At 67.0% G+C, this 26,945-nt stretch carries 25 protein-coding genes and 3 pseudogenes; 14 read left to right on the top strand and 14 right to left on the bottom strand.

The annotated features are described in order from the left end of the window. A pseudogene (locus B073_RS0133450) lies at window positions 1–479 on the bottom strand (hypothetical protein); the annotation flags it as partial. Between the two features lie 818 nt (window positions 480–1,297). After that, the gene (locus B073_RS0133445; RefSeq protein ID WP_018542440.1) at window positions 1,298–1,786 is read right to left on the bottom strand and encodes a DinB family protein; all 489 of its coding nucleotides are present in this window, start codon (window positions 1,784–1,786) and stop codon (window positions 1,298–1,300) included. Window positions 1,787–2,735: 949 nt separating this feature from the next. Here B073_RS0133445 and B073_RS43090 point away from each other — a divergent pair. The 5 genes from B073_RS43090 to B073_RS0133420 all read left to right on the top strand — a co-directional run bounded on the left by B073_RS43090 (window position 2,736) and on the right by B073_RS0133420 (window position 6,430). After that, window positions 2,736–3,176 carry a hypothetical protein gene (locus B073_RS43090; RefSeq protein ID WP_018542439.1) on the top strand — a complete coding sequence of 147 codons (441 nt, stop codon included), beginning with the start codon at window positions 2,736–2,738 and terminating at the stop codon, window positions 3,174–3,176. Between the two features lie 90 nt (window positions 3,177–3,266). Then, window positions 3,267–4,469: a VanZ family protein gene (locus B073_RS42020; protein ID WP_018542438.1), complete on the top strand. Its 1,203-nt coding sequence runs from the start codon at window positions 3,267–3,269 to the stop codon at window positions 4,467–4,469. Continuing rightward, window positions 4,429–4,674 (top strand): hypothetical protein, encoded by a 246-nt coding sequence (locus B073_RS44780; protein ID WP_158690286.1) that lies wholly within the window; start codon window positions 4,429–4,431, stop codon window positions 4,672–4,674. Before B073_RS42020 ends, B073_RS44780 begins: the two co-directional genes overlap by 41 nt. Before the next feature lie 105 nt (window positions 4,675–4,779). Beyond that, window positions 4,780–5,235: a hypothetical protein gene (locus B073_RS42015; protein ID WP_106732032.1), complete on the top strand. Its 456-nt coding sequence runs from the start codon at window positions 4,780–4,782 to the stop codon at window positions 5,233–5,235. A gap of 271 nt (window positions 5,236–5,506) precedes the next feature. Continuing rightward, window positions 5,507–6,430, top strand: a complete 924-nt coding sequence (locus B073_RS0133420) for a serine hydrolase (protein WP_018542435.1) — start codon at window positions 5,507–5,509, stop codon at window positions 6,428–6,430. A 489-nt stretch (window positions 6,431–6,919) separates the two neighbouring features. Here the strand turns inward: B073_RS0133420 and B073_RS0133415 are convergent, their stop codons facing one another. The 8 genes from B073_RS0133415 to B073_RS0133380 all read right to left on the bottom strand — a co-directional run bounded on the left by B073_RS0133415 (window position 6,920) and on the right by B073_RS0133380 (window position 13,266). Then, complete coding sequence (locus B073_RS0133415; RefSeq protein WP_018542434.1) at window positions 6,920–8,053, bottom strand: SGNH/GDSL hydrolase family protein; 1,134 nt, start codon at window positions 8,051–8,053, stop codon at window positions 6,920–6,922. Continuing rightward, window positions 8,050–9,252, bottom strand: a complete 1,203-nt coding sequence (locus B073_RS42010) for an MFS transporter (RefSeq protein ID WP_018542433.1) — start codon at window positions 9,250–9,252, stop codon at window positions 8,050–8,052. Before B073_RS42010 ends, B073_RS0133415 begins: the two co-directional genes overlap by 4 nt. Window positions 9,253–9,341: 89 nt before the next feature. Then, the gene (locus tag B073_RS0133405) at window positions 9,342–10,034 is read right to left on the bottom strand and encodes a FadR/GntR family transcriptional regulator (protein WP_026247969.1); all 693 of its coding nucleotides are present in this window, start codon (window positions 10,032–10,034) and stop codon (window positions 9,342–9,344) included. A gap of 164 nt (window positions 10,035–10,198) precedes the next feature. Beyond that, the gene (locus B073_RS46885; protein WP_018542431.1) at window positions 10,199–10,339 is read right to left on the bottom strand and encodes a hypothetical protein; all 141 of its coding nucleotides are present in this window, start codon (window positions 10,337–10,339) and stop codon (window positions 10,199–10,201) included. A gap of 845 nt (window positions 10,340–11,184) precedes the next feature. Continuing rightward, the gene (locus B073_RS0133395) at window positions 11,185–12,249 is read right to left on the bottom strand and encodes a histidinol-phosphate transaminase (protein WP_026247968.1); all 1,065 of its coding nucleotides are present in this window, start codon (window positions 12,247–12,249) and stop codon (window positions 11,185–11,187) included. Between the two features lie 19 nt (window positions 12,250–12,268). Next, the gene (locus tag B073_RS0133390) at window positions 12,269–12,568 is read right to left on the bottom strand and encodes a YciI family protein (RefSeq protein WP_018542429.1); all 300 of its coding nucleotides are present in this window, start codon (window positions 12,566–12,568) and stop codon (window positions 12,269–12,271) included. A gap of 42 nt (window positions 12,569–12,610) precedes the next feature. After that, complete coding sequence (locus tag B073_RS0133385) at window positions 12,611–13,015, bottom strand: RidA family protein (RefSeq protein ID WP_018542428.1); 405 nt, start codon at window positions 13,013–13,015, stop codon at window positions 12,611–12,613. A 41-nt stretch (window positions 13,016–13,056) separates the two neighbouring features. Then, the gene (locus B073_RS0133380) at window positions 13,057–13,266 is read right to left on the bottom strand and encodes a tautomerase family protein (protein ID WP_018542427.1); all 210 of its coding nucleotides are present in this window, start codon (window positions 13,264–13,266) and stop codon (window positions 13,057–13,059) included. 376 nt (window positions 13,267–13,642) lie between these two features. On the opposite strand from B073_RS0133380, the gene B073_RS0133375 reads away from it, so the two are divergent. Further along, window positions 13,643–14,650 carry a zinc-binding dehydrogenase gene (locus tag B073_RS0133375; protein ID WP_234025227.1) on the top strand — a complete coding sequence of 336 codons (1,008 nt, stop codon included), beginning with the start codon at window positions 13,643–13,645 and terminating at the stop codon, window positions 14,648–14,650. A 24-nt stretch (window positions 14,651–14,674) separates the two neighbouring features. Here B073_RS0133375 and B073_RS42005 read toward each other — a convergent pair whose 3' ends face one another. Beyond that, window positions 14,675–16,195 (bottom strand): PLP-dependent aminotransferase family protein, encoded by a 1,521-nt coding sequence (locus B073_RS42005; protein WP_018542425.1) that lies wholly within the window; start codon window positions 16,193–16,195, stop codon window positions 14,675–14,677. A 526-nt stretch (window positions 16,196–16,721) separates the two neighbouring features. Between B073_RS42005 and B073_RS0133365 the strand changes: the two genes are divergently transcribed. The 5 genes from B073_RS0133365 (at window position 16,722) to B073_RS42000 (ending at window position 21,197) form a co-directional block, all read left to right on the top strand. Next, window positions 16,722–17,408, top strand: a complete 687-nt coding sequence (locus B073_RS0133365) for a flavodoxin family protein (RefSeq protein ID WP_026247966.1) — start codon at window positions 16,722–16,724, stop codon at window positions 17,406–17,408. Beyond that, entirely contained in the window at window positions 17,405–18,937 is a 1,533-nt protein-coding gene (locus B073_RS0133360) for an anthranilate synthase component I family protein (protein WP_026247965.1), read from the top strand. The genes B073_RS0133365 and B073_RS0133360 overlap by 4 nt, the downstream gene beginning before the upstream one ends. Next, a complete protein-coding gene (locus B073_RS0133355; protein ID WP_018542422.1) occupies window positions 18,918–19,562 on the top strand; it encodes an anthranilate synthase component II in 645 nt (214 codons plus the stop codon). Before B073_RS0133360 ends, B073_RS0133355 begins: the two co-directional genes overlap by 20 nt. Further along, window positions 19,559–19,891: a chorismate mutase gene (locus tag B073_RS0133350; protein ID WP_018542421.1), complete on the top strand. Its 333-nt coding sequence runs from the start codon at window positions 19,559–19,561 to the stop codon at window positions 19,889–19,891. Before B073_RS0133355 ends, B073_RS0133350 begins: the two co-directional genes overlap by 4 nt. 67 nt (window positions 19,892–19,958) lie before the next feature. Further along, a complete protein-coding gene (locus tag B073_RS42000) occupies window positions 19,959–21,197 on the top strand; it encodes a 3-deoxy-7-phosphoheptulonate synthase (RefSeq protein ID WP_063740928.1) in 1,239 nt (412 codons plus the stop codon). A gap of 74 nt (window positions 21,198–21,271) precedes the next feature. Here B073_RS42000 and B073_RS0133340 read toward each other — a convergent pair whose 3' ends face one another. After that, window positions 21,272–22,594, bottom strand: a complete 1,323-nt coding sequence (locus B073_RS0133340; RefSeq protein WP_018542419.1) for an MFS transporter — start codon at window positions 22,592–22,594, stop codon at window positions 21,272–21,274. A gap of 208 nt (window positions 22,595–22,802) precedes the next feature. On the opposite strand from B073_RS0133340, the gene B073_RS41995 reads away from it, so the two are divergent. The 3 genes and pseudogenes from B073_RS41995 to B073_RS0133325 all read left to right on the top strand — a co-directional run bounded on the left by B073_RS41995 (window position 22,803) and on the right by B073_RS0133325 (window position 25,811). After that, on the top strand, window positions 22,803–23,627 hold the full coding sequence (locus B073_RS41995; protein ID WP_078508288.1) for a helix-turn-helix transcriptional regulator: 825 nt from the start codon (window positions 22,803–22,805) through the stop codon (window positions 23,625–23,627). A gap of 268 nt (window positions 23,628–23,895) precedes the next feature. Then, a pseudogene (locus B073_RS49460) lies at window positions 23,896–24,021 on the top strand (IS5/IS1182 family transposase); the annotation flags it as partial. Between the two features lie 317 nt (window positions 24,022–24,338). Then, window positions 24,339–25,811: an ATP-binding protein gene (locus B073_RS0133325; RefSeq protein WP_026247962.1), complete on the top strand. Its 1,473-nt coding sequence runs from the start codon at window positions 24,339–24,341 to the stop codon at window positions 25,809–25,811. A gap of 32 nt (window positions 25,812–25,843) precedes the next feature. Here the strand turns inward: B073_RS0133325 and B073_RS0133320 are convergent, their stop codons facing one another. Continuing rightward, window positions 25,844–26,155, bottom strand: coding sequence for a hypothetical protein (locus tag B073_RS0133320; protein ID WP_018542414.1), 312 nt, complete (start codon window positions 26,153–26,155; stop codon window positions 25,844–25,846). Then, window positions 26,152–26,945, bottom strand: a pseudogene (locus tag B073_RS43085) (hypothetical protein); the annotation flags it as partial. The gene B073_RS0133320 and the pseudogene B073_RS43085, both read right to left, overlap by 4 nt.

Genomic DNA, 26,945 nt, shown 5'->3' with positions numbered 1-26,945 from the left:
TTGCCGCTGACCAGCCAGTCGTCGGTGGCGGGATGGACGGGCACGATGCGGGCGACGACGAACATCCCCTTGCGGAGCTTCCTGAGCGCACGGCACCCCATGTTGGAGTGGGTCCGGTAGGCGAGGTCGTCGAGCAGGTTGTGCAGGACGACGGCACCGCGGTCGAGGCGCCGCACCTCGAAGATCCCCTCGACCACATCATGCCAACCGAGCAGCATCGCCCGTTCGTCCTCCGGCAGCGGCCGCCGCCGGGCCACGAACCGTTCGACGACGGTGGAGCCGTCTGCCAGCCGATGCTGTAAGGCGAACTGATCGATCGTCTGGACGGCCGTTGCCTCATCGAGAAAGCCGAGCCGATCGGCGGCCTCGTCAAGCCGGGCATCCAGCCGCCTGGCGAACCGCGGACTCTGCGCGAAGTCCACCAGCTCGCTCTTGAGATCGCCGCTCCGCGCCACCAGCCTCTCGACCAGGGAGATCACCGTGGAGGAAGCACTCTGTCCCACTTCTTCGGCCTGTCCTCCGCTGTCCCGTTCTTGCCCTGTTCTCCGCGTCTGCGCGCTTTGCTTGCCGTCGCGCTCCTGTCTCCGCCGGACTCACGAAGCCGACTCGTCGACGCCTACGACTTCGGCCGAGGAGGGCAGCCACGCGAGCCGGGCGACCCAGGAACGCCCCTGCCGGACGTCCCCCCCCGAATATCCCCGCCGGTGCGCCGCGTTGGTCGTTCGGCCATCCCCCTGCCCGGCCACCGAGGCCATGGGGCCCGGCCCCTTCCCTTCAAGACACGAACGGCCCCACCCCGCGTTCACCCGACCTCCCCGACAGCCGCCTGCCGGGCCCGCCCGGCACCGTTACGTCAAGCAGACGGCGGCCGAGTGGTACGCAAGCGGCCGCCCGGTCGTCACCAAAATCCCCCAGACACCGGCTACCAGCTCCGGAACCGCAACACCCGCAAGAAACGTGGCAACAACCGCAACCCCGCCCCCGTCGCGAGATCCAGCTCCAGGTGACCGTGCCCGCCGCCACGGCAGAAGAGCTGGGCGACCTCACGCGAAAAGTGATCGCTCCCCTCACCGGAAACCGAGAGGGCGAGGCGAGCGACCAGCCATGTTTTGGGCGCCCCGGCAGGGCGCGATGCAGATGGGAATGGGCGTGACGTGTGGTTCTCCGGACCCATGGTCACCGTCGAGGGCACGTACGACCTCTCGTAGCCGTCGAATGGGGGCAGTCCTGGGCGGGTGACCTGTTGCAACGAAGGTTAAGCGATTCTCATCGAAGGTTGAGCGACCGCGCCTGGGCATCAGCGTTCGTCGGCGGCAAGTAGCTGCTCGCGCAGGATGTCGGCGTGTCCGCAGTGGTGGGCCAGCTCGCGCAGGACTTGCAAGTACACCCAGCGCAGCGTGCGTGGCCCGGCCCGGTGGCCGGTCACGACGGTGTCCAGTGGAAGGTCGGCTACCACCGCCCGGGCCGTCGCGCAGGTCTCCCGGTGGGCCGCGGTGACGGAGGCGATGGTGTCGTCGTCGGCGAGCTGGAAGGACTCGTCGGGGGTCTGGACCAGACCGAGCTCCTGACGGGATGTGCCGCCGACGCACTCCTCGAACCACACCCGCTGCATCCACGTGACGTGCTTGAGAAGCCCGAGCAACGTTGTCGCCGACGAGACGAGTCGGCGTCGGGTCTGCTCCTCGGTGAGGCCGTCGAGGGTTATCTCGAGGGCGCTCCGATACTCGTTGACGAACGCATCGAGCTGGGTGCGTTCGTCATCCAACGGCACATCGAACGAGCCCATGAGAGTCTCCCATCACGCCGTAAGCTGAGGGCGCATCAGCTCGTGCGAGCGGCGACCCACGGCGATCTTCAGTACCAGCCCCGATAGCTGCGGTCGCCCTTGTTCGGGCGGACCCTCGTATCGGAGGCACGTCCTCGAATCGAACACCCCACCCGGCGCCTAAATGCCGAGCGGAGACGCTGCCCGCTGTCAAAGAAGTCCAGTTCAATGGCGCTGAGCACGGGATCGCCCGTACGCGCGTACCGGTTCCCCCGCCGTCTCCCCAGGCAGCCAGCCCTAGATGATCACTCAACCTTCGGTGAGTAAACCTAGCGGTCACCAATCTTCGACGACAACGCTCAATCTTCGCAACGAGAGATCAGCGGGAGTCGCAACGGTGGAGCACGAGTAGCGCGGCCTCAGTCGAAGGGAGGCCGAGCGAGTGGTTCGGAGTGCGGTTCGCCCGAGATCCACACGACGCGTTCCATGAAAGGGATCGCTATGCCTGGGACGCGTACTCGGTACGGCACTGGGCGACTCGGCCGACTTCCGGTTTGAGGCGCACGGGTGTACTCGCCGAGCGAAGTGTGCAGAGTGTAGGTCAAGAAGTAGCCAAGTGTTCTTTGCGATCCATTGACCGAAAGAATCCGGCCACCCGAGAGCGTCCGGGGGGTGGTGGGTGCGGTCGTTCCGGCATCCCCAGTCTTGCCAGTAGGTGCCCGAGCCTTGTCGTCACGGATCTGTCCCAAACGACTTCAAGTTTACCTAAACGCGGCAACTTGGCTGTACATCACGCAAACCCCCTCGTAATTTCATGCGTGCCGCATCGAACGGGCACTCGATCCCGCTTCGGTGGCGCCCGCAGGGGGACGGGCCACGCCTACGCGTATGCCTTTCGCTGCGCTGTAACGCGTGCTTCCTCCGCTGAACTGCCCATCCACAGCGCGACTGTGGCGTCTGAAGATCTGCGATGAACGTGAAGAAGCTGGTACGTGCGACCGTCATGACGGGAGTGATGCTGGTGGCGATGGGGACGACGCACCTGGCCCACGCGGAAAGCCCCTCTAGTACGGGCAAGGCGGTTGCCTATGCCGCTGGATGTCCGGGAGACGGGCGGATCGCTCGTAACCACAGCTGTTCGTCGCTGAGCAGCGGCGCCCTCTTCCACCAGAAGTTCACCAACGACAAGGCGTCGACCTCGTACAAGAAGACCGGCGGCTCAAGCATTTCGGCGCGCCTTGGCTTCAACCGGGCCGGTACCACGAAGTGGAGTGGCTGGTTCAGCCAGGGCAGCGGTACGACCAAGAGCTACAGCTGGAGCGGTGTCACCTACTGCTCCAGCACCGTCGGACTGCTGGAAGTCAAGGGTCAGCAGACCTTCCAGACACCGCTGGCCAGCTGCACCAGCTGATAGCCGACCGCCTCTCGATCCGCTCCCGGCCGGTCTCCGGACGCCGGGAACGGACCTTTTCCCTGCTCCCCTGGATTAGGACACCGTTCCGTGTTCTCCGCCATCTTCAAAGACCAAGTGGGCTTCCTCATCGCAGCGCCCTTGGCCGTCCTCGTGGTGGCCGCGGCCTGTTTCTGGCCCACTCACCGTGCCGGCAGACGACCTTGGGCCCACGCGGCGCTCGGCGCCTCGGTCACGGCCGAACTGGCCCTCACCCTCTTCCTGCCCAGCGGGGCCGCGACAGCGGACGGCACGCACACCTGCGTGATCAACCGCAATTTCGCCGAGCCGTTCGCCACTGAGCAAGGGCTGCTGAACCTGCTCCTCTTCCTGCCCATCGGGTTCTTCGGGCTGATGGCGCTGAGGTCGCTCCTCCCGGTCCTGGCCGGAAGCATCCTGCTGTCGTTGGCCACTGAGCTGTTGCAGACCCTGCTCCCGTGGGTCCACCGTGGGTGCGACAGCAGCGACCTGGAAATGAACTCGCTGGGCGGCATCGCCGGCGCTCTGCTCGCCTGGGCCCTGCTACGGCTCAGGCGCCGCCCGGTGATGCCCCTGGAGCGTCATGCTCGCGCCACCGCACTCACGTCCGCGGTGCTCCTCGGGGTCGCCGGCGTCGCCTGGGCTCTGTGGATCACTCCGACGGCAGTCGACGCCACCAGTCTCCAACTCACTGGGAACAAGGAACGGCAGGTAGCCCAGAAGGCCATCCAACAGGCGTTCGGCGACCGCTACGCCATCAGCAAGGTCCAACTCCGGCCGGGAGTCGACGACGCTCCGGACAACCTGCTCATCGCCCTGGACAACGGTTCCGCCGAGCTGACGTGGCCCGACGCGTCCCAGCTCAACGTCAGCTTGGAGAGTTCCAGTCAGACGACCTCCGCCAGCTTCGCCGTTCCTGGTGTAGCCCACGCCCCGGCGGGCGGGAAGGACGCCCTGCCCATTGCCCGCCGCTATGCCGAAGAGCACTATCCGAACGAGCTTCGGGATGCCGAGCCGCAGGTCTACCCCATCGGTGAACGGGCGGAACTCGGATGGATCGTCAGCTGGCGACGCCGTAAGAGCAACGGTGTACTGATGCCGATGCGCCTGGACGTCCAGACCAACACCGCTGGACGAGTCTCCCAGCTCCTGGTCCGCAGCGCGGACGACCCCAGGGGACCTGCCCCCTGTGAAGGTCGACAAGGAGTCCGCCCAGCGCGCCGCCCTCGACTCGATGGAACTTCCCAAGGGAGCTCACAACGTACGCGCCACTGAGAGCGAATTGCTCGCCGTCCAGCGCGGCGGTGAGTGGCGAGCGCAGTGGATGACCGCCTTCGAGGCCGACGACAAGAGCGTCATTCTGGAACCGGTCTACGTCGACGCCAACTCCGGAAAGGTCGATCCCCGGGCGAGCAGAAAGCAAAAGATCGACCCCCCGGACTCAGAAGAGGACGGCGGAGTGGAAACGACCGTCAACTAGGCCAACTCATAGAGACCTTCGCGACAGAGATGTAGCGAAGACTCACCGATACACAACGAATCCTCGCGTCCTGAAAAGGAACGCTTGGGCAACAGGAGTTTCAATATGCGTAATTCGGCAACCAAGGCCGCTCGCTCCGCAGTCGTTGTCGCGCTTGCCGTGACCGCTATGGGTACCACCACGGCCGCTCACGCGGCCACCACACCGTCGACCGGCTCGCCGACCCTGTACGCCGCGGGCTGCCCCGGCGACGGCAGGCCCGGAGGCGGCAACGCATGCACCTCTCTGAGCAGCGGCGCCGTCTTCCACAGCAAGATACTCGGCGCCAACGTGAGGATCGAAACGAGCTACAAGAAGGTCAGCGGCGGCAAGATCACCGGCCAGCTGGGCTACAGCAACCGCGGCACCAACCACTGGGGCAGCACCTTCACTCAGTCCGCGGGAACCACCAAGACCAGCACGTGGACCTCCTACGATTCCAGCTTCCGGTGCGCTCCCACCGTTGGAATGTTGAAGGTAAACGGCCAGAGCACGTTCCAGACCCCGGTTGCCAGTTGCTGACCCCAGTTACCCAGAGCCCCGGACAGTAGCAAGGGCTCGCAAAGCAGCGCATGTCCCGGGCACTGGATCCCGGGACATCCGCACGCGGAGACCAAGCCCTTTCCTGCGCCAAACAGGGCGAAGGCATACTCGCTGAGCATGAATTGCCGCTACGAGGGGCCCTGCCAACTGCCGCCGTGACAGGGTCCCTCGCGACCATGAACCGAAAGGAACGTCACTCTTGACCCACCGAATATGTACCCGTGCCGGCGGCTTGCGGCGCGCATCGGCCGTGACAGCGCTGACCGCGGCGTTCTCTTCGATCCTCGTGGCTGCCGTCCCGGCGACCGCAGCCCAAGTCTCGGCAAACGGCCGGACGGCCCCTCAGGTCGTATGCACCTCCACCAAGTCCGGTCTCGCCGAGCAGCTCACCAAGGACATCAGGACCGTGGTGAACTCCCCGAACACACAGGGCCACACCTCGATCGCCCTGTACGACCGCACCTCCAAGACCAGTTGCACGTACGACGCCGACCGACAACACGACTCGGCCAGCCTCGTCAAAGTCATCGTGCTGGGCGCGCTACTGCGCCAGGTCCAAGACGAACACCGCGAGCTGACTAGGGCCGAGCGCACCCTCGCCACAAAAATGATCACTGCGTCGGACAACGACGCCACCACTACCTTGTGGAAACGGCTCGGTCTCCCCCGCATCAAGGAGTTCCTCCGCCTCGCAGGAATGAAGCACACCGTTCCCGACCCGGACGGCTACTGGGGACTGACCCAGATCAACGCCTCCGACCAGCTCACACTGATAGCACTGTTCACCGCCACCAACTCCGTCCTCGACAACAGCTCCCGGGCGTATGCACTGGACCTGTTGAACCAGGTGATCCCCACTCAGCGCTGGGGCGTACCTGCCGGCGCACCGAGCGGGGCAAGGGTCCACGTAAAGAACGGCTGGCTTCAGCGCACCGGCGGCGGCTGGCGGGTACACAGCGTTGGCGCGTTCACCGAACGCGGCCATGACTACGGGCTCGTGGTCCTGACCTCAGACCATGCCAGCATGCCCGCCGGCGTAGGGGTGATCGAGAACCTCGCCCACAAGATCCACGTGGACCTCAATGAATCCCCCGCAGCCACCGGTCGAACCCTGCGCAGCCAGTCCCTGCCCGACACATCCGACGGTTCACTCGTCCCGGAGAGCGACCGATGAACCTGACGCGGTTCTCAACATGCCCAGAGACGCTATAAGGAAGCGCGTTTCCCGTCCGCGGTGCTCCCACGTAAGGCTCGAACCTGCGGCGAGGCGCGATACACATGGGAATGGGCGTGACGTGCGGTTTTCTGGATCCATGGTGGTCGTCGAGGGCACGTACGACCTCTCCTGAGCGACTCAATGGGTGCTTGTTCTGGGCGGGAGGTGTCGGCTTGTGGCCGGATGGTGCTGTCCTCTCAGTTCAGCACCATCCGGCACGAGGCGTCATCCAGCTCGTGGGCGGCCAGTCCGGCTCCGTCCGCATATGGATGACGTGTCCGGGCGATATCGCCTCGGGGCGGGGGTATTCCGGCCGCCGCTTCGGCATCCGGGCAGGTGGTGGCTGGCTGTCGTGCGCTCTTCCGGGCTGTCGGCGGCCAGCGGGCCTGATGCTCGTGCTGTGCCGGCAGGAGACCTGGCAAGTCACCCGACGAGGCACCGGCAAGTTCAGAGCCCGAGTGCGTCCAGGTCGACGGTGGTGGCCATGGCGTGGGCGCCGGCGTCGTTGAGGTGCATGCCGTCGCCGCAGTCGAACTCGGGGTGGATGTGGTCCGGCCTGGCGGGGTCCGCCACGGCCTGCGCAACGTCGAAGACCGAGTCGAAGGTGTCGCTGGTGCGGATCCAGTCGTTCACCTCGCGTCGTGCAGCAAGTCCTTCAGGGGGCGTGTGGCCGGGGTAGATCGCGCCGGCGAACGGGCCGATGGTCGCAGTGTGGATCGTCAGGCCGGCGGCGTGCGCGCGGCGGGCCAGCTCGGTGAAGCCGGAGATCAGGTCGTCGGCCGTGGCGGGAGGCAGGCCGACCATTCCGGGCAGTCCCAGGTCGTTGATGCCGAAGTTGAGGAGAACGTGGGCGGCGCCGGGCACGGACAGGACGTCCCGCTCGAAGCGAGCCAGGGCGTGCTCGCCGATCTCATCGGTCAGCAGGCGGTTTCCGGCGATGCCCTGGTTGACGGTCCAGCCGCGCTCCAGTCGACGGTTGAGGGCGTCGACGGAGCGCCGGTTGGTGCCGAGGGTGGTGCCGACGCCCTCGAACCAGGAGTCTCCGAACGCGACGGCGACTGTGGTGCCTTCAGGGGCGAGTACGTCGATCCCGGTGACGTAGAACCTGTACTGGACCTGCTCGGCGCCGGGGAGACTCGCCGCCCCGGTCTGGTTCCCGTCGGCGATGTAGGAGGTTTCGACGGGCATGTGGGAGAAGGTGGCCGGGCCGGTCTCCTGCGGCAGGTAGAGGCTGAGGACGAGGTCGGTGCCCGCCTGGACGGGCAGGTGGACGGCGTCGCTGACCACTTCGCCGCCCGCCGGTATCGTCACGTGCCCCGAGCCGTCGAAGCGCAGCGCGATGTCGGTCTCGGTGACGATCTCGTCGGCGGTCTTGCCCTCGGCAACCCGGGCCTCGGCAACGGTCAGGGGAGAGCGGCCATAGTGGTTGGAAAGACGCACCCGGAGCTGCTCGCCGCCGCCCGCCATACGCAGGACCTGACGCACCGTCTGGCCGTTGAAGCCGTGCGGTTCGTTGAGCTGGATCTTCTCGTACGGGCTGATGACTGCGGTGCGGAAGCCCGCCACCCACTGCTGGGTCATGACGCGCCTTTCTCTTGTGTTGCTGTTGTGCCTACGGTCGTTGTTGTGCGAGTTGCCTGTGGGGACGGCGTGGCCGGGTGCGCGGCCGTCTGCTGCCGGGTGCCGCGGAGCCGTCCGGCGAGGGCCGCGCTGATGACCACGGTGGTCAGGCAGAGGCCGGAAAGCATCACGGGCAAGGACCCGACGCCGTATTCCTCGATGGCCGCGCCCAGTGCGGGTGGGAAGGCGACGGAGCCGAGCATGGCCGCGGCGATGACGTAGGCCATGGCGCTGCCCGATGCCGGTGCGGAACGGTTCAGCCAGTTCAGGCCGTTGGGGAAAATGGGGCCGATGCACAGCCCGGCGGCGGCGTATGCCCATGGGGTCATGCCCGGCACCATGACGAGCAGGACGCTGACGGTCATCAGGGCGCAGGAGGCGGTGACGATCGTGGCGGGCGACCAGCGGCGGGCGAGCGGTGCGACCAGGAAGCGGCCGACGGTCATGGCCAGCCAGTAGGCCGACGTCGCCGCAGTCGCGCTGGTCACGCTGTGGCCGAGGGCGTGCAGATGGGTGGGCTCCCAGTTGCCGATGCCGCTCTGTACCGCGAAGTGCAGCAGGTAGACGGCCACGAATCCGGCGAGTACCACGGGCAGCCTGCGTTCGCCGGTGCGCCGGTCGCCTGCGGGGGCGGCCGGGGACAGCTCGGCGGGGGTCGGCCGGGCGCGGATGCCGCGCATGCAGGCCAGGGGGATCAGGCTCAGCAGGCCGAGGGCGACGAACACCGGGCCGTAGTGGGCGGGGCCGGCCGCGGCGATCACGGCGGGCGCCAGGACGGTGCCGAGGCCGAAGCAGCCGTGGGCCACGTTCACCAGGGCCGGTCCACGTGACCCGAGCCCGATCAGGAACAGGCGGCTGATGGCGAAGTCGACGCCGCCGAGGCCGAGTCCCGTGACGGCCGCCCCCGCCAGCATCAGCGGCCACACCCCGACGAGGCCGAAGACGAGGGTGCCGGCGAGCATCGTCAGGTAGGACGAGGCGAGCAGCGCCCGGTTGCCGATCCGGTGATGGACGGAGTGGAAGCCGACGACACCCACCACCGCGCCGAGCGACTGGGCGGCGAGGGCCAGCCCGGCCGTCGGCTCCGACAGGCCGAAGCTGTCGCGTAACGCGGGGACCACCGGCCCGTAGAGGGCCAGCAGCGCGCCGATGACCACCATGCCAAGACAAGACGCCGCTACGGCACCTCGGGTGAAGAGCGGCTCCGCTCCGTCGTGGGAGTGGGAGGAGGGCGATAAATGCAGGTCCGTCACAGCGCCTCCCTGTCGCCCGGGGTGAGCGCCGTGAGGAAGGTGGTGACGTGCTCCGCGGCCGCGTTCCGGGCGCCCTGCGAGTCGCCGTCGCCGATCGCCTCCAGGATGCGGGCGTGCCCGTCGTCCTCGTAGTGCTCGTCGGGGCGGCGCACGCCGCCGAGCCGGACGGACTCGCGGACGGAGCCGAGCATGCTTCCGTAGAGCCGGGCCAGGACGGGGTTGCCCGCGGCCTCGACGACGGCCAGGTGGAACTCCACTGCCGTCTGGTTGAAGGTATGGCTCCTGCCGTCCCGGTGGGCGGCCGTCTGGCGCTCGTAGACGGCCGACAGCCGGGTCAGGTCGGCGTCGGTGCGGCGTTCGGCGGCGAGTCCGGCCGCCTCCACCTCCAGGCCGCGGCGGGTCTCCAGTACGGACAGCAGCTCGGCGTCGGCCAGGTAGCGGGTCAGTACGGCGTCGACCTCGTGGGTGCCGCGGACGAACGTCCCCCGGCCCTGGGCGGTTTCGAGCAGGCCCACGTGGACCAGGGCCTGAACGGCCTGCCGTAGCGTGCTGCGACTGACCTGAAGTTCCTCGACGAGCGTGTCCTCGATGGGGATCTTGCTGCCGATCGGCCACTTTCCGCTGACGATCTGGGACTTCAGTCGTTCAATGGTGCCTTCGACCAGCGCCGACCGTGGCACAGCACGCATGGCTCACCTCCGAAAAGAACGTATCAACACCCCAAAGTAAGGCTAACCTAACTTTCTGCCTTCGCGGTCTGTGGCACCACCGGCTGTTCGGACTCGGTCCGGACCGGCACCGGAACGGGCTGCGGGTGGGGTCGCCGCGTGGTCAGCAGGCGCATCGCGGGCATTTACCACCAGCGGTGGATCGCTCCGGCAATGAGCACGGTGGCCGCCGCGAAGAACAGGGCCGGCAGGGTCGCTGCCCCGGTGTCCCAGGATGTGTCGTGGCCGAGCAGGTCGTGGCCGATCCGCAGGACGGTCCGGTGCACGAGGCGGAAGGCGAAGCCGCGCTGGTCCCTATGGTCGTCACCGTGATCAAGGCCCAGGTCAGGCGGCCTCCATTGAGACCGGGGCGGATGGGGCTTGGCCGTGTCGGCCTTGGGGTGAGGCGGCGAGGCACCAGGGTTGTCGCGGCCCAGGTGATGACGCACTCCGAGTGGTGGGCGAGCCGCTTTCACGAGCATGCAGGCGGGCGTGCACGATCCAGGCGGGTGACCTCTCGACGATCCACCTTGGGACAACACCACGAACCCCTTGACGTCGTCGCTGCGTTTGACGATCGCCAGGACCAGCGCGGGTGTGGCAAGGCAGTCCTCGACGGGGCTGCTGGGGTCTCGCCATTCGCCCCGGCCAGGTCCAGCAGGTGGTGTGCGTCGGAGACTTGTCGCTGCAGGTCGCTGGACCGGAGGGACCCCAAACAGGTCCCCATCGACGTCGGGATTTCGCGCAATGCCCGATTGCGTCCCCAACCAGCCACACTACGAAAACCGAGGTGCTCATCGCGGCCGCACCACTGAGCCTGCTCCCGGCGCACGCGAAGCTCCGCCGGGACGGGTACTGGGGACAGACGAGGCCGACCGGCACGGCATAGGAGGCGATTTGCCAGTGCCCGCGTCTTTCCCGGGGCACTGGAAGCCGTGTCCTGCCGGCCGCGCGTCCTGCTCGGCGTCACGTTCGTATCGGCATCGCAAGGATCCATACGGGGCCGGCGCCGGTATTCCCGGTGGTCGGGTGGTCGTCGTCCGTTTCGGCATCAAGAGCGGGAAGCTGCTCGGCCACTGAGCGTGTGGCAGAGCGGCCATCGCTGGGGTCAGCGGCGGCCGCTCCTGGCAGCTCAGCCCTGGGCTGCAGTCGTGATGAGCAAGTCGTTCACTGCGCGGTCGCCGACCGTGATCCGCACGCCTTGCCCAGGAAAGCAGCGGGTCAGCAGGCCACGCTCTTCCCACCGCGCGGCAAACGCGTCCGCCTCGTCGCGCAGTGGTAGCCACAGGAAATTAGCGTGGCTCACGGGCACGTCGAAGCCGTGGGCGAGAAGCGCGTCGCGGAGGCGATCGCGTTCCTCAGCAATGTGCTTCACCCGCTGGAGCAACTCGTTCTTCGCTGCCAGCGATGCCAGGGCCGCTTCCTCCGCGATATTGCCGATCCCGCACGGAATCGCGCACTTGCGCAGGGCGTCGGCTATCGGGGGGTGCGTGACTCCATACCCCACGCGGAGCCCTGCGAGTCCGTATGCCTTCGAGAACGTTCGCAGGACCAGGACATTGGGATGGTCGCGGTACAGGGCCACACCATCCGGAGCGTCCGGGGAGCGGAAGAACTCGTGATAAGCCTCGTCCAGTACCACGAGGACGTCCTCGGGCACTCGGTCCAGGAACCACTTCAGCCGGCCCACTCCCACCGCGGTCCCGGTCGGGTTGTTCGGCTCGCAGACGAAGATGGCCTTCGTCCGTGGAGTGACGGCGGCGGCCATAGTCTCCAGGTCGTGGGTCCCCGCAACCAATGGGACCTCGATTGGTACAGCCCCCGCCGTTCGCACGGTGATGGGAAATGCCTCGAAAGACGGCCTTGCGTAGATCACCTCGTCGCCGGGGGAAAGCATGGCCTGCCCGATCTGCTGGTAAATGCCGACTGAGCCGGGGCCGGTGACCACATGGGCATGCGGCACTTCGAGCTCCCGGGCCAGGGCGTCAACCAGTCGTTCGGGAAAGACACCGGGATAGAGCTGGGTCCGCTCCGCGGCCTCGGCGATCCGCTGACGGACCGAAGGAAGCGGCGGATAGGGGTTCTCATTCATGAAGAGCCGGTAGTGGGGGCCCACGGCGGCCTGCCGTGGCGGCCTTGGCACATAGACAGGGATGTCGTGCAGCGCGGCGCGGGGGGCGGGGACACGGGGGCTCATCGTCAAGTACGTCCTCTCGTCAGGAAAGCGACACACCTAACGCCGGCTGGATTTCCTCATTCGCCCGGCTGATCTTGAACTCGTGGATCTCGTAGGTCGCTGCCCCACTCCGGACGAACGGATCTACGTCCAGCGCGTCGACTATGCGGCTCCGTTCGACGTCTCCCGCCACGATGAAACCACCTGTCCTGGGGACAAATGGGCCACCGAAAAGGTAGACGCCTTCTTCGATATTGCGGTCGACGTGTTTCAGGTGTTCGGCGCGCAGTGCGTCGATCTCGTCGAGAGGAACGTGGTACGTGAGGTGTATGGCATACATGCTGAATTCTCCGATGGCCGGGAGGCCAATAGGGGCGGAAGGTTACCGGCGCGGCTGGTGTGCGGCAATGACGTCGATTTCCAGGATTCCGACGTGCATCCCAGCACCCACGGTGGTACGGGCCGGATAGGGCGCCTGGAAGGTCTCCAGGTAGACCTCGTTCCAGGCTGCGAAGTCGTTGACCGGGTCGGCGAGATAGGCATTGAGCTTGACGACATGGTCGAGGTCGAGGCCGACTTCGCCCAGGATTATGCTCAAGTTCCCCAGTGTCACCCGCGCGTGGTTCTGTACGGTGCCCCCTTCGATCGCCTCTCCGGTTTCCAGGTCGAGGGCGGTCAAGCCGCTGCAGAAGTAGAGGTCGCCGACGCGTATAACTGGCGTGTTCTTGAGGCCGAATCGAGCGTTGACCTGCCGCATCGCCTTGATGTCGGTAAAGGTCTCCACCATGGTGATCCCTCCGGATGTAAGTTGTGTCATTGAGGTGCTGGTCACTTGTGAGAGTCGGTGGCAGTTTTCGCTCGGTCAGCGATGAGTTCACCGGCCTGGGCGTAGTGCATAGCGTCCGTGTCCACCAGATGAATCGAGACTCGGTCCGCACTAACGCCACAGATGTCGACGAAACTGTCGGTGATCGCGGCAACGAGTTTCCTGTTGGTATCCGGATCACGGGGTGACTGAACAATCGTCACGAATGCCATGATGGATCTCCTCCCTGGGCCTTCCTGGCGCGGATGGGATGCCGCTTGGGCAGGAAGAGACTAGCCGGGCACGTTCACCGCGTGTCAACCCCGTTACCGTTATTTCTGAAACAGTCGAACGCGACGGGATGAAGTGGCATCACGCAATCAAGGTCAAGTGGTTCTTTACATGGCCAGAAGGATGCACTAGCTCTCCTTGCCGGACCCGTCGTGCGCTTAATTCTGCAGCGCGTAATAGAAAATACTACGGAGGCGGGTGCGGCTCTGGTAGGTGGTGCTCAGAGCCCCAGGATGAACGCTCTCTGGTTGCTCCGAGCAAGTCGTCGAAGAATGTTCCCGGTGAAAAGACCCTGCAGCAAAGGAATGGGTGGAAGTGGTGCGGAAGATCACCGGAAGAGCAGCCGTCCTGGTGGCGCCGGGCAGCGTCGCGGTACAGGAGGTAGCGGTACCCGAACCAGCTGACGGGGAGATTCTGACCCGCAATCTGGCGGCCTCGATCTGCCACGGCGATGTCTGCCGCATCTTCGAATGGCGCTGGCCCAGCCTCGGCTTCGGTGCCCACCCCTACCCGTGTCTCGCCGGCTATCCCGGCCACGAGGGCGTGGCGGAAATCATGGTCAGCCGGTCGCCTGCCTTCGAGGCCGGGCAGCTCGTGCTCACTGTCTCCGATGGCACCTACGACCGGATGTTCGCGGACTACCAGGTCCTCCCCGGGCGCTGCGCGCTGCCGGTGGATCCGGAGCAGGTGCCGGTACACGTGCTCATGGCGCAGCAGCTCGGGTCTGTCGTCCACGCGCTCCGACGCTTTTGGCCGTGGGAAGAGGGCGGCCGAACCGCCGTGGTGGTGGGTACCTGCTCGGCCGGGCTCCTTTTCGTCCGGATGCTCAAGTATCTGGGTTTCACCCGGGTCGTGGCGGTCGACCGGGAGCCCGATCGGCTTGCGCTGGCCACCAACTTCGGGGCGGACGCGACGGCACTGGTGACCGCGGACGCAAGGGGCGAGGCAGTCCGTGCCCTCACGGATGGCGAGAACACGGACCTCGCTGTTGACGCCTCCGGTACCGGCTGGGGACGTCGCATAGCGCTGGCGGCGGCCTCGCGGGACGGACAGGTCGGCCTCTACGGAGCCTCGAAGGACGACGCAGCAGCCGTCCTCCGCGGTCCGTTCCATCAAGGTCGGGTCACGGCGATCGGAGTGGACGAGGCTCGCCGGGAGCCCAGTCTGGGACCGTTTGCGGAGGCGCTACGGCTCATCCAGGACGGGCACATCACGGCCCGGGAGCACGTGACACATCTGTTTGAGTTCGAGGAGATCGCAGAGGCATTGGCCATCGCGCGCGATCGTGACGACGGGGTGGTGAAGGTGGGGATCACGTTCGACTGAGGAGGGCTGGTACGGCTCATGGACTCACCGATGGCCAGCCATGACGCGGGCGCCGCAGGAGCCACCCGTCAGCAGGCGAGCAAGTCGGAAGGCACCCTCGTCGATGCGTTCCTCCGGCACCGAGCCGTACCCCATCAGTAGATGGGGAGCGCGCGATGGCGGCCCGACGTGGCAGTCGGTTCCCGAGTACACCCGTACGCCGTTGTCGCGAGCGGCGCGGAGCAGTTCCGATTCGGGGAGATCGGTATTGACCCGTACCCACAGCTGGATGCCGGCTGGCTCCGCAGCCGGCTGGAAGAGCTCCCCACCATGCCGTGCCAACGCGCTGCGCAAGGCGGTGCGTCGACGGAGGTACAAGGCGCGCATGGCCTTGAGATGGCGGGCGTACGCCCCACAACTGATGAACTCTGCAAGGGCGTTCTGCTCGACACTCGGGGCCATCGCGTCCATGACCCGCTTGGCCCGCAGGAAGTCGCCGGTCAGGTGTGGGGGCATCACGACGTGTCCCATCCGCAGGGAGGGGAACATCGTCTTGCCGAAGCAGGAGACATGTATGACGCAATCGGGGGCGAGTGACGCCAGCGCGGGAACCCGCGGGCTGGGGAGGAACTCGTTGTCGTAGTCGTACTCGATGATGACCTTGCCGTGGGCGCGTGCCCAGGCCAGCAGCTGATGCCGTCGGGCCTGGCTCATCCGGGCCCCGGTGGGGAAATGATGCGCCGGAGTGACGTACACCGCGCGGATGCGGCTTTCCTCCGCGCAGCCTTCGAGGAGGTCGGTCCGAATTCCGTCCCCATCGACCTGGATGGGCAACACTCTGGCGCCCAGGCTGCGGAATATCTCCGGCATGGCCGGGTGGCAGGGATCCTCCACGGCGACTATGTCGCCCGGGCCCAACAGCTGCCGAGCGAGCACGGCCAGCGTGCCGCAGACGCCGGTCGTGATGATGACCTGGTCCGAGCTGGCGGGCACGGCGCGGGTCAGCCGGAGGCGCCTGGCCACCTCCGCCCGTAGGTTGGGCGTGCCGGTGACGGTCCCGTATCCCAGTGCCAGTTCGTTGGACCGTGTGTACATCGTGTTGACGATGGAGCGCCACTGGCGCAGGGGGAACTCGTCGATGGCCGGCATAGCGGGCGCGAAGTCGATGGCGCTGGATGGCCCGGCGTGGTGCGACCAGCCGGGGTAGTCGTGTTCGCTCCGCATGGCCTGCACCACTTGGGGAATGGAGCGCCTCGGGCAGGTCGGCTCTCGCGCGATGTGCCGCGCTGGGCGGTCGGCTCCGGGTGATGCCCGGCGGCTGACGAACGTGCCCGAGCCGTGCTGGGCGTCTAAGTAGCCGTCCTGGCGGAGCGCTTCGTACGCGTTGAGGACCACGGTGCGGGAAACGCTGAGGAGTTTGGCTAATCGGCGGGATGCTGGCAGCGGATCGCCGGGTATGAGTCGCCCGGCTTCGATGGCGGACCTCAGTGATTCGAACAGTTGCTGGGTCAGCGGTGTGTCGGCGTCTCGATCGATCCGGATGAGAAGTTCAGGCGATCTCGTCATGCGTACCTCCGGTGACTCAGTGGTATCTAGCGGGCTTTGGCGGTCTGAGTTTCCCGCCGCCCGTCCGGATAGTCTCATCGTCCGCGGTCTGCTTCCTGTGAAGCGCCTGACCGTTAATTTTTTATCGGTCTGCATAGGTGGCACTCACAGGTGTGGAGGTCAGGCGTCGTACAGAGGGGCCCAACCTCCTCATTAGCTTCATGGGCGCAGCCTCCCGATAGTAACGGAGCGAGATCACGAGGCAACCGCTTTCCCCCTGGTAAGAATTGGCGAGAAAGGGGGTGTTGGGTCACCCTGGGGTGTATGTCGGAGTTGATGGTGATTGCTGACCTGGATTGCTCGTGGCATACGTCGCATAGGGGTTTAGTCGTTGCCGGGGGCTGACCTGTGCAGACGAACAGCGTGCCGGAAAGTGGTCGTATGGCTTGCCGGCCGAGTGGTCATTGTCCGGCCTGCTTCAGGGGGATTATCTTCGATTTATCGAACCGCGCTCCTGGACTTTCCGCATAGCGATCGAGGTGAATCGATGTCTCCCGAAGCGCCACATGTGCTGGCTATTTCAGGATCCGAGCGAGCAGGCGGCAACACGGAACAGGCGCTGACGTATGTGGCGGGCATGCTTCAGCGTCGCGATTTCCAGTTCTCTGCTATCCATCTGCGTGAGCAGAATATTTCACCCTGCGGCCGGTGTGGCGACTGCAATTTCCGAGAGCAGCCTTGCGAAGCCGACGACGACATGCCGTCCATCATTCGGCGAATGGTGGACGCCGACGCCATCATCTATGCGGCCCCCGTGCACGGATTCGGCTTGGCTCATCTGATGCAGACCTTCATCGAGCGGGCCGGGGTCGGCTATCTGCGTTTCCAGCGCCCCCTGGCGAACAAGGTGGGTGGGGCACTGGTCGTCAGCCGCCGTTACAGCGACACCCAGGTGCACCAACAGCTGGTGCTCAACATGCTGTTGAACCGCATGATCGTGGTCGGTAGCGGATTCCCCGCGCTGCTCCGCGCCGGCCGCGGCGGAGTCGCCGACGACACGGAGGGCATGGACGCCCTGGACCGCATGGTGCAGCGTCTTGCCGACATGGTGCTGCTGCTCCGCAGCAGCGAACGGTCCAGCGGCCAACTGCCCCTGCCCTGCGACGACACCAATGAAAGGCAGCCGCGAGCAGGTCTCCCAGCGGTCGGTCGGGCATGGGCGGTGGCTCCGTGAACCGACGTCAGGTCAGCACCCCCGTCCGCGTCAAGAGCCGGACGTGGGCCCTTCCTTACGGCCACCCTTTCGGCGCCTACCTGGCAATGCGCGAGCGCCTGGGTGACCGATCAGTGTTCCTGCTGGAGTCGTTGTCCGGTCCGGAGGCGGTAGCGCGCCGCGCCACGGTCGGCTTTGGGCCGCTGGTCGGCATCCGCGTGCGCGACCGTCACGTCACCTGGCACGGCAGGGAGGACCTCGTTCGATGGCTGCGTGACGCCACGGCCGGCCTCCGGCTCTGGGAAGACCGCTCCACAGCCGACGTCGTCGATGTCCTGGCCCAGCCCTCCGGCGTCTGGTCTCTCCTGCGCGCCATCCGAGACCAGTTCCAGGTGGAGCGCGATACCGGCGCACCGCACTTCCGGTTCGGCTTCTTCGGCTACCTCGGCTACGACATGGCCTGGGCAGTCGAGCGGCTGCCCAGGGCCACCGAGCCCGACAGTGACCTGCCCGATCTGGACCTGACCATCTATCAGGGGTGTGTGGAGTACGACCTGGCCCAGCGCACGACCACGCTGGTGGTCAACGAGTCCGGGCGTTGGCACACCCCTGATATCGACGCACTTCGCCGCCTCCTCACGGATGCCGCCGAGACGCCGGAGACGGGGCACACCACAGACGTCCCCGAGGCGACCGAGCCGTCCTGTGTGACGGACTCGGTTGACCAGGACGAGTACCTTCTCTGGGCGAAGACCGCGTTGGAGCACATCGCGGCCGGTGATATCTATCAGGTACAGCTCGGCCATGACATCCGGGTGCGCACCGAACTGGAGCCGATCGCCGCGTACCGCAGGCTGCGCTCCCGCAACCCCTCGCCCTACGGCTACCTGGCCCCGTTCGGCGAGTGGACCGCGCTCGGCGCGAGCCCGGAGTTGTTCGTCCGCCGCGAGGGCGACATCGTGACGATGAAGCCGATCGCGGGAACCATCTCCCGGTCGCCGGCACTCGACGAGGACCTGGCCGCCCGCCGGCAGCTCCGCGAGGACGAGAAAGAGCAGGCCGAGCATGTGATGCTCGTCGATCTGTGCCGAAACGACATCGGCCGGATCTGCCGCTCCGGAACGCTGGACGCGGCCGACCTGCTGGAGGTCGAGCCGTACTCCCACGTCCACCATCTGGTGTCCACGGTGAGTGGCCAACTCGATCCGGAGCACGACGAGTTCGACATCATCACAGCGTGTTTCCCGGCCGGAACCATGACGGGCGCGCCGAAAATCCGGGCGATGGAGATCATCGAGCGGCTGGAGAAGACCCGCCGCGGCATCTACGCCGGTGCGCTGGGGCTGATCGACTTCAGTGGCGACCTGAACATCGCTCTGTGCATTCGGGGCGCGGTCCACCGGGCCGGGACCTATGTGATGCGCGCGTCTGCCGGAGTGGTGGCCGACTCCGATCCCGCTCGGGAGTGGGCGGAGACGTTGCACAAACTCGGAGCCATGCACTGGACGCTCACCGGCCGGGAGGTGAACGATGCGAGCACTGCTCATTGATGCCTACGACAGTTTCGTCTACATCCTCGACCAGTACCTGCGGGATCTCGGCGCGGCCACAACGGTCCTGCGCAACGACGTCGCGTCGGTCGACGCCGTCCAACGGGAGAGGCCGGACTTCCTGCTCCTCGGCCCTGGGCCCGGGCACCCGAAGGACGCCGGGTACGTTCCGTTGATCCATCACTTCGCGGGTCAGCTGCCCATCTTGGGTGTCTGTCTGGGGCACCAGGCGATAGGGCTCGCCTACGGCGCCACCGTGGTCCGCGCCGACGCGCCCCGGCACGGCAAGTCGAGTCAGATCACGCACGACGGCGCCGGGTGCTTCACAAGATGCCGCCCGGACACCCAGGTCACCCGCTACCACTCGCTTGTGGTCGCCGATTCGGGGCTGCCTTCGGAGCTCATCGTCACCGCCCGGTCCCAGGACGACGGGCACATCATGGGCCTGCGCCACCGTTGGCACGCCGTCGAGTCTCTCCAGTTCCACCCGGAGAGCATCACCACCCACCAAGGGTCGGCGATGATTGCGGACTTCATCACCACCCATGTGCGTCCACAGGCGCGCTCCCTGCCTGTCGCCGTGCCCATGGGGCGAGAACCGAACAGTGTCAAGGAGTCGATGTGAGCAACGACGAGAATCCGCACCCCAACGGGGCTGCCGGCCAAGCCGACTGGGATGCTCTGCGTGCCCGGGTCGACGTACTCGACGAGCAGATCGTGGAGCTGCTGGCTGCCCGGACCGCCGTGGTCAGACGCATCGGGGCGCTCAAGGGAGCCCAGCGGCGAAGTGAGGAAGAGGTCAGATCGCCCCAGCGGGTTGAGCGGGTCGTCGCGAGAGTGCGCTCGCTGGCCGACTCCCACGGGATGGACCCGAACATCGCCGAACGCACCTATCGAGCACTTATCGCGGCCCTGACCGATATGCAGCTCCAGGCCCTGGGCCACCAGCCGTGATCGCCTCCCCGAGGATATCCCGGGGAGGCGCGAGCCCGTCCGCTGCCTCAACCAAAGGATGCCGTTGATGCCTCTGACGAACCTCCTGGAGACACCAAGCCTCCCCTTCCCCCACCTGGACCATCCGTGGCGCGGGCTCCGGGCCGAGCAACAGCCGGCGTGGGAGGAGCACCCCGAACTACCCCAAGTACGCCGTTGGTTAGCCGAGTCGCCACCCTTGGTCCGGGCAGAAGAGGCCGACGCTCTACGGCGCGCCCTCGCTCGCGTCGCCGTCGGCGATGCCCTGCTTCTCCAGGCCGGAGACTGCGCGGAGAGCTTCTATGAGTGCTCGCTGCCAGCCAGCGTGGAGAAGGTCGAGACGCTGGAACGCCTGACGAACAGGCTACGCCGGGTGAGCGGCCAGCACGTCGTCAGTATCGGCCGCTTCGGCGGGCAGTTCGCCAAGCCGCGTTCGAACCCGACGGAGCAGCACGCCGGCGCCGAAATCCCGGTATTCCGCGGTCACATGGTGAATTCGGAGATGCCGGTCACCGCAGCCCGTCAGCCCGACCCGCTGCGGCTGCTCTGGGCATACCAGGCCAGCAGCCGCGTCCTGGACGTGGCGCGCTCGGCGCGCGAGAGGGCAAGTGGCGAGCCGGGACCGGCGGCAGATGGATTCGGACCGTGGGCCAGCCATGAAGCCCTGGTACTCGACTACGAGTCCTCGCTGGTCCGCCGCGAGGGAGTCACAGGTGCGGCCTACCTGACCTCCACCCATCTCCCGTGGATCGGCGACCGCACCCGCCAGCCTGGCTTCGCGCATGTACAAATGCTGGCATCAGTGCACAACCCGGTCGCCTGCAAGGTCGGTCCGACCACTGATCCGCGCACTCTGGTGCAGCTGTGTCGGATCCTCGACCCGGACCGTGCTCCCGGACGCCTCACTCTGATCGTCCGGATGGGCCACGCGGAGGTTGCGGAGGTTCTCCCGGAGTTGGTACGTGCCGTCCGCAACGCGGGGCACCCGGTGATCTGGCTCTGCGACCCGATGCACGGCAACACCGTCCGCACCGCCGACGGCCTGAAGACCCGTCACCTGTCGCGGATCGGCGACGAGGCCGACGCCTGCCGCCGGCTTCTGAGCCGGCAGGGCGAACACCCTGCCGGACTGCATCTGGAGGTTGCCGCGGCCGAGGTCACCGAATGTGTGGGCGGCCCGGTCACCGGTGCGGACCAGGTCGCCGGGACCTACACCACGCTGTGTGATCCGCGGCTGAACCCGGCACAAGCCGAGGAGCTCATCGAGCGGTGGGCCCAGGACCGCTGACCGGCGCGGCGGAAACCAGGGCGGCGGAGCGGCCACTACGATGCCCGCTCCGCCGCCGTTGTGTGCCATGACGGCTATGTCGGCTGTCGGCGTGGGAGCGTGACGCACATCAGCGCTCCCAGGAAATAGGCCCCACCGGTCACGAACAGCGCGTGATGGAAGTCCGTGGCACGCGGTGAAGCGCCGAGGACGGTGCCCAGAACAGCGGCCCCCAGCGCGCCGCCGAACTGCCGACTGGCGTTGAGGAGGGCGGAGGCCAGTCCTCGTTGACCGGGTGGGGCGGTACCGAGTACAGCACTGGTCAGTGGAGCGGTGAACAACCCACCACCGACGCCCACGACGAGCCCGGGCAGGAAGATCCAGGCGAGACCGGGGTGGCCGGGATGGGCCAGCATGCACAGCACACCGAGGCCGGCACAGACCATGCCGGTCGTGGTGCACAGGCGCGGGCCCAGCCGACGCAGAATCGCCCCGTTGTACAGCGACACCGCCATGCCCGCCGCCGCGAGCAACAGCAGGGACAGCCCGATCGCGATCGGGTCGAGGTGCTCGGTGCCCTGGAGGTACAGCGACAGCACGAAGATCAGGCCGTAGAGGCCGAAGTTGTACGACATCCCGGCCAGGCTGCCGAAGGTCACCGCCGGGCGGCGGAGCAGCTCCCCGGTGAGCATCGGGGCGGCCGCCATCCGCTCCACGGCCACCACCGCGACCAATCCCGCCACGGCCAGCAGGACGGCAGTGAGGACGGGCACGGACGTCAGGCCGCGGTGGCCGTCGATGACCGCGTAGGTCAGAGCCCCGCAGAAGACAGCGGTGGCGAGCGCTCCCGGCACGTCCAAGCGGCGGAACACGACCTTGCCGGGCGGTACCTTCCACCAGGTCACCAGAGCCGCTACCGCACAGACCGGAACGTTGATGGCGAACACGTAGCGCCAGCCGACAGTCTGGACGAACATCCCGCCCAGCAAGGGGCCGACACCCAGCGCCGCACCACTGATGCCACCCCAGATCCCCAGGGCCCGCCCGCGTTGGGCGGCGTCGGGAAAGAGCTCGCCCACCAGGGCCAGCGACGCCGGCAGCATCCCCGCCGCGCCAATGGCCTGCGCGACCCGGGACGAAATGATCTGCGACAGGTCCTGTGCCACGGCGCAGCCCAGGCTTGCCAGGGCGAACACGACCAGGCCGATCAGGAACAGCCGACGGGCGCCGAACCGGTCTGTGGCCGCGCCGGCGACGAGGAGGAGGGCCGCGAGGGCGACGGTGTAACTGGACACGATCCACTGCAGACCGGACAGCGCGGCATGGAGATCGCGCCCGAGCGTAGGCAAGGCGAGACTGACGATGGTCGCATCGAGGACCACTAAGAAGAAGCCGGCGCTGACCGCGGCCAGACCCAACCATGCAGCGGAGCCGGCACGATCGGGCGGCGGAGCGACGGGATGCTGGGGCTTCCCAGTCGAGGAGGCGTTGAGGGACATTCACCAAGTCTGCGGAGCCGACAGCTCCCAGTACCAGTCAGCGAGAGTCCTAGGATTCACGGTACCAGGCCAAGTACCAGTCCGCCCAGTACAGTGAGGCCGGACCGACTCAAGGGAAGGCGCAGACATGGCCGTTGAGCAGCAGCGACGTGAGCTCGCGGAGTTCCTGCGGGTGCGTCGCGCGAACTTGCAGCCAGCTGATGTCGGCCTCGCCGAACACGGCCGCCGCCGAACACCAGGGCTGCGCAGGGAAGAGGTGGCCCAACTCGCCGGCGTGAGCGCCGCCTGGTACACGTACCTGGAACAGGCTCGCGACATCCGCCCCTCGCCCGCCGTCCTGGCCGGGATCGCCGGCGCCCTGCAGCTGTCCCATTCCGAGCAGGCCTATCTGTTCACGTTGGCCGACTACGCGGCTCCGTCACCCGCCGACACCGAGGAGACCGGTCGGCGCCCGCTGCTCCGGCAGCTCGTACGGTCGCTGACCGTGCCCGCCTACAGCACCAACGCCCGGACCGATGTCATCGCCTGGAACTCTCTCGCCGCCGCGGTCTTCGGCGACTTCGGAACGTGGCCGCCGGGGCGCCGCAACCTGCTCTGGCTGACCTTCACCTGCCCGGACTTCGCGGCACACGTCGTCGATCACGAGGGCTACGCGCGCGAGGTCGTCAGGACCTTCCGCGGCCGCTCCCGTACGCACTTCGACGACCCGGCCACGGTGGAGATGTGTGACGAACTGTCCCGCAGCAGCGCGCTGTTCGCCCGCCTCTGGTCGGAGCGCACCGTCCAGTACACGTGCCAGGACACCGTGCACGCGATCCATCCGGAGGCGGGCGAGCTGACGTTGGTGCCGGTGGTCCTCCATGATGGCGTCGTACCCGGGATCCGGACCAACGCCTTTCTACCGTCGGACGAGGCGACGGAGAGCGCCCTGAGTGAGCTGCTCGGCCACTGAGCGTGCCGCGGTGGTGACGGCTCGGGGGCGGTACCCACTCCGCTGGAATGGGCGATCGCCGAGGCCGCCCGCAGGACGACATCGACATGCTCCTGGTCAGCATGGACTCCATCACGGTACGGGCCCATCACGACGCGGCCGGCATACGCGTCAGCCAGGAGACCGTGGCCGCGCGTGAGGAGGCAGCCCCGCAAAAGGGGGTTCGTCGCGGGAACACGACGGGCAGGACAGTGAAAGTGCCCCGGGCCGGGCCGAGCGGCGACGCATCCGACGCCGGCGGCGGGCCCGGCTGAAGGCCGCCTTGCTCGGCCGGTCGCGCGGCGGGCTGACCAGCAAGATCCACTTCGCCGCCGACCGGCGCTGCCGGCTGATGGCACTCCTGCCGACCGAAGGCCCGGCCGCCGCCACCGCAGGAAGAAGAGGAAGCCGCGGCGGCCGCTCCCTCAGGACTTCGCGCAATACGCGGTTGCGCCCCCGGCAGGAGCCACAGATCAGGGCTGGTCGTGACGCACCCGCTGTGGCCTGCGGAGATTCGCTGATCGTCAACGTGTCGATGCATCTGGCAAAGACTCGTCAGAGGTGAGGAGCGGCGCGTCTCTCGATCTTTCCGATTGTCCATGCCACCAGAGGAAAAGCGAGCCAGCGTCTAAGTAAGATTCAATCTACGTAATATCGAAACTGCGTTTGATGTATTGCTGGGAGTGCGTCGCGATGGAGTTCAAGGGAAGGGCTGCCGATCTTGGCCTGCTGGCCAGGCAGCTGGGCCTGGTGGTCGATGGCGCGGGAGCCACCCGTGGGCGGGCTGTGATCATGACGGGGCGGCGCCGGGTGGGGAAGTCTCGCCTGGTCCAGGAGTTCTGTGACCGGTCCGGGCTTCCGTACGTGGTCTTCCAGGCGACCCGGGGACGAAACGCCGTGGCCGAGCGGGCAGACTTCACCGCGACGCTCGCGCAGTCCACTCTGGCTGGGGGAGAGCTGGTGGCCGGGCTGCAGTCCGCGGACTGGAACCAGGCGCTACGATCCCTGGCCCTCGCGATTCCGGACGATGCCCCGAGTATCGCGGTGATCGACGAAGTGCCGTGGCTGGTCGAGCAGGACGCGGAGTTCGAGGGGGCTTTGCAGACGGTCTGGGATCGCCACCTGTCCGCCAAGCCGGTCCTGCTGATCTTGGTCGGGAGTGACATGTCGGTGATGGAGGCGCTGCAGTCCTACGGTCGCCCGTTCTTCGGCCGGGCCGCGAAGATGACCGTGCAGCCGTTGCATGTCGCCGATGTGCAGGCGATGACCGGGCTGGCTGCGGCGGACGCGGTGGATGCGCTGCTGATCACCGGGGGTTTCCCGGAGATCGTCCAGTCATGGCGGCCGGGCATGAGCCGTACGGACTTCCTGCGCGAGGCCGTGGCCAACCCCCTGTCGCCGCTGCTGGTGGCCGGCGAGCTGTCACTGCTGGGGGAGTTCCCCGAGGCGTCGCACTCGCGTGCGGTGCTGGAGTCGGTCGGCAGCGGCGAGCGGACCTTCTCCGCCATCGCCGCACAGGCCGGGGGCTCGGGCGCGCTGCCCTCGGGCACACTGTCCCCGCTGCTGAACACGTTGCAGGCCAAGCGGATCCTGACCGCCGACCTGCCGCTGTCCATCAAGGCCGACACCAAGAACAAGCGCTACCGCATCGCCGACCCCTATCTTCGGTTCTGGCTGGCCTTCCTGCACCGGGGGATCCCGCTCATCGAGCGTGGCCGCGGTGATCTGGCCCTGGAGCGCATCGAGCGGTCCTGGACCACCTGGCGCGGGCGCGCCGTCGAGCCGGTCATCCGCGAGTCGTTGCTGCGCCTGCTGCCCGATGAGCGGTGGCCGCAAACGGAGGCGGTCGGCGGCTGGTGGAACCGGCAGAACAACCCCGAGATCGACCTGATCGGTGCCGACCTTCCCCAAGCTCTCAACTCCGTTCGAGCAGGGGAGACCCCAATCCCCGTGGCGGGTGTGGTGCACTTCATCGGTTCGGTCAAGTGGCTGGAGTCCCAGCCGTTCGGCCGGCGTGAATACGATGCCCTGGCCCGGGACATGCTTGCGGTGCCCGGTGCCGAAGAGGGCACCGCGCTCGTGGCCGTCTCGCGGTGCGGTGTGGCCGGCGGCCTGCCTCTTGCGGCGCACTGGGGGCCTGAGGACCTGGTCCGTGCCTGGCAGTAGCCGGAAGAGGGGGTTGGCTTCGTGTGCGGGGCTCAGGGCGTCCAGTGTCGGTAGGCCTCCACCCACGCCCATCCTTGAGGAGCTGGTTCGGGTAGCGGCAGGTCGAGGATGCCGATCGCCTGGCGGTGCCTGCCGCGTTTGCAGAGAGCGACGATGCCGCTGCCGGGCCGCAGTCGGACGGCGGTGACGGTGACCGTGACACCCAGGACGGTGGTGTCGAAGGGCAGGGATAGGCGGTCGTCGATGACCGCGTGGAAGGCGTCGAGCTGTTCGTACTCGTCATAGGCATCCACGGTCGCCTCGGCGACCATGGCATCGAGTTCGGCCGTGGTGAGCTTCCTCATGACGTACTCAGCCTTCCCTTGCGGAGGAGTTCGGCGAGGCGGGTACCGACCGGGGTGATGCTGGGCAGGGGCTCACGCGCGTAGTGGCTCTTCTTGCGGCGGCGCAGCAGTGCTTCGCCGTCCCGTTCCCAGGTGAAGGCGGGTTTGCGCAGGAGCGTGCGGAAGACGGCATCGGCTCCGCCGGGGTGCCGCTGGACGAGGCGGCGGATGACCATGGGGGAGACCGAATTGTCGTTCAGGTACTCCCGCAGGCGTGTCAAGTGCGTGCGGTCGCGGGCCAGGGTCGGATCAGCGAACAGCGCGTCGAGGCGGCCGAAGTCGGCGTAGTGGCAGAGTCCTTCGATGTCGTCGTAGATCACGGCGATGCTTTCCGCGTCGAGGAGGTCCTGCGGCAGGCTACTGAGTTCGTCGAGCGAGGGCCCGCTGATGTCCTTTGTCTGCTCGGATGTCTCGCGGTCGAGTTCGGTACGGACCTTCTCCTGGCGGTGACGGTAGTACTCCCGCAGTCGCTCTTGTGCCTGGCGTGGTTCCAGGACGAGCAGGTCGGTGCCGAACAGTTCGATGAAGTCGGCGCGAGCCTCGGTCTCCATCTCCCAAGCCCTTCGCAGCATTTCGGGATTACGGAGCAGCAGCTGCGGATTGGGGGTGAGAGTTTGGACGGCAGCCCGAGCCAGCTCTGGGCCGTCAACGGATGGGTAGGTGGTGAGGTTGCCGCTGACCAGCCAGTCGTCGGTGGCGGGATGGACGGGCACGATGCGGGCGACGACGAACATCCCCTTGCGGAGCTTCC

Origin of the sequence: Streptomyces sp. MspMP-M5, from assembly GCF_000373585.1 — a bacterium.
Classification (GTDB): domain Bacteria; phylum Actinomycetota; class Actinomycetes; order Streptomycetales; family Streptomycetaceae; genus Streptomyces.
This window is presented reverse-complemented; position numbering and strand designations above follow the sequence as displayed.

Coding starts and splice junctions, on each gene's coding strand:
- B073_RS0133445 (WP_018542440.1), bottom strand. CDS start 1,786: ATGGGCTCGTTCGATGTGCCGTTGGATGACGAACGCACCCAGCTCGAT.
- B073_RS43090 (WP_018542439.1), top strand. CDS start 2,736: ATGAACGTGAAGAAGCTGGTACGTGCGACCGTCATGACGGGAGTGATG.
- B073_RS44780 (WP_158690286.1), top strand. CDS start 4,429: ATGGAACTTCCCAAGGGAGCTCACAACGTACGCGCCACTGAGAGCGAA.
- B073_RS42015 (WP_106732032.1), top strand. CDS start 4,780: ATGCGTAATTCGGCAACCAAGGCCGCTCGCTCCGCAGTCGTTGTCGCG.
- B073_RS0133415 (WP_018542434.1), bottom strand. CDS start 8,053: ATGACCCAGCAGTGGGTGGCGGGCTTCCGCACCGCAGTCATCAGCCCG.
- B073_RS42010 (WP_018542433.1), bottom strand. CDS start 9,252: ATGGTGGTCATCGGCGCGCTGCTGGCCCTCTACGGGCCGGTGGTCCCC.
- B073_RS0133405 (WP_026247969.1), bottom strand. CDS start 10,034: ATGCGTGCTGTGCCACGGTCGGCGCTGGTCGAAGGCACCATTGAACGA.
- B073_RS0133395 (WP_026247968.1), bottom strand. CDS start 12,249: ATGAGCCCCCGTGTCCCCGCCCCCCGCGCCGCGCTGCACGACATCCCT.
- B073_RS0133390 (WP_018542429.1), bottom strand. CDS start 12,568: ATGTATGCCATACACCTCACGTACCACGTTCCTCTCGACGAGATCGAC.
- B073_RS0133385 (WP_018542428.1), bottom strand. CDS start 13,015: ATGGTGGAGACCTTTACCGACATCAAGGCGATGCGGCAGGTCAACGCT.
- B073_RS0133380 (WP_018542427.1), bottom strand. CDS start 13,266: ATGGCATTCGTGACGATTGTTCAGTCACCCCGTGATCCGGATACCAAC.
- B073_RS42005 (WP_018542425.1), bottom strand. CDS start 16,195: ATGACGAGATCGCCTGAACTTCTCATCCGGATCGATCGAGACGCCGAC.
- B073_RS0133365 (WP_026247966.1), top strand. CDS start 16,722: ATGTCTCCCGAAGCGCCACATGTGCTGGCTATTTCAGGATCCGAGCGA.
- B073_RS0133355 (WP_018542422.1), top strand. CDS start 18,918: ATGCGAGCACTGCTCATTGATGCCTACGACAGTTTCGTCTACATCCTC.
- B073_RS42000 (WP_063740928.1), top strand. CDS start 19,959: ATGCCTCTGACGAACCTCCTGGAGACACCAAGCCTCCCCTTCCCCCAC.
- B073_RS41995 (WP_078508288.1), top strand. CDS start 22,803: ATGGCCGTTGAGCAGCAGCGACGTGAGCTCGCGGAGTTCCTGCGGGTG.
- B073_RS0133325 (WP_026247962.1), top strand. CDS start 24,339: ATGGAGTTCAAGGGAAGGGCTGCCGATCTTGGCCTGCTGGCCAGGCAG.
- B073_RS0133320 (WP_018542414.1), bottom strand. CDS start 26,155: ATGAGGAAGCTCACCACGGCCGAACTCGATGCCATGGTCGCCGAGGCG.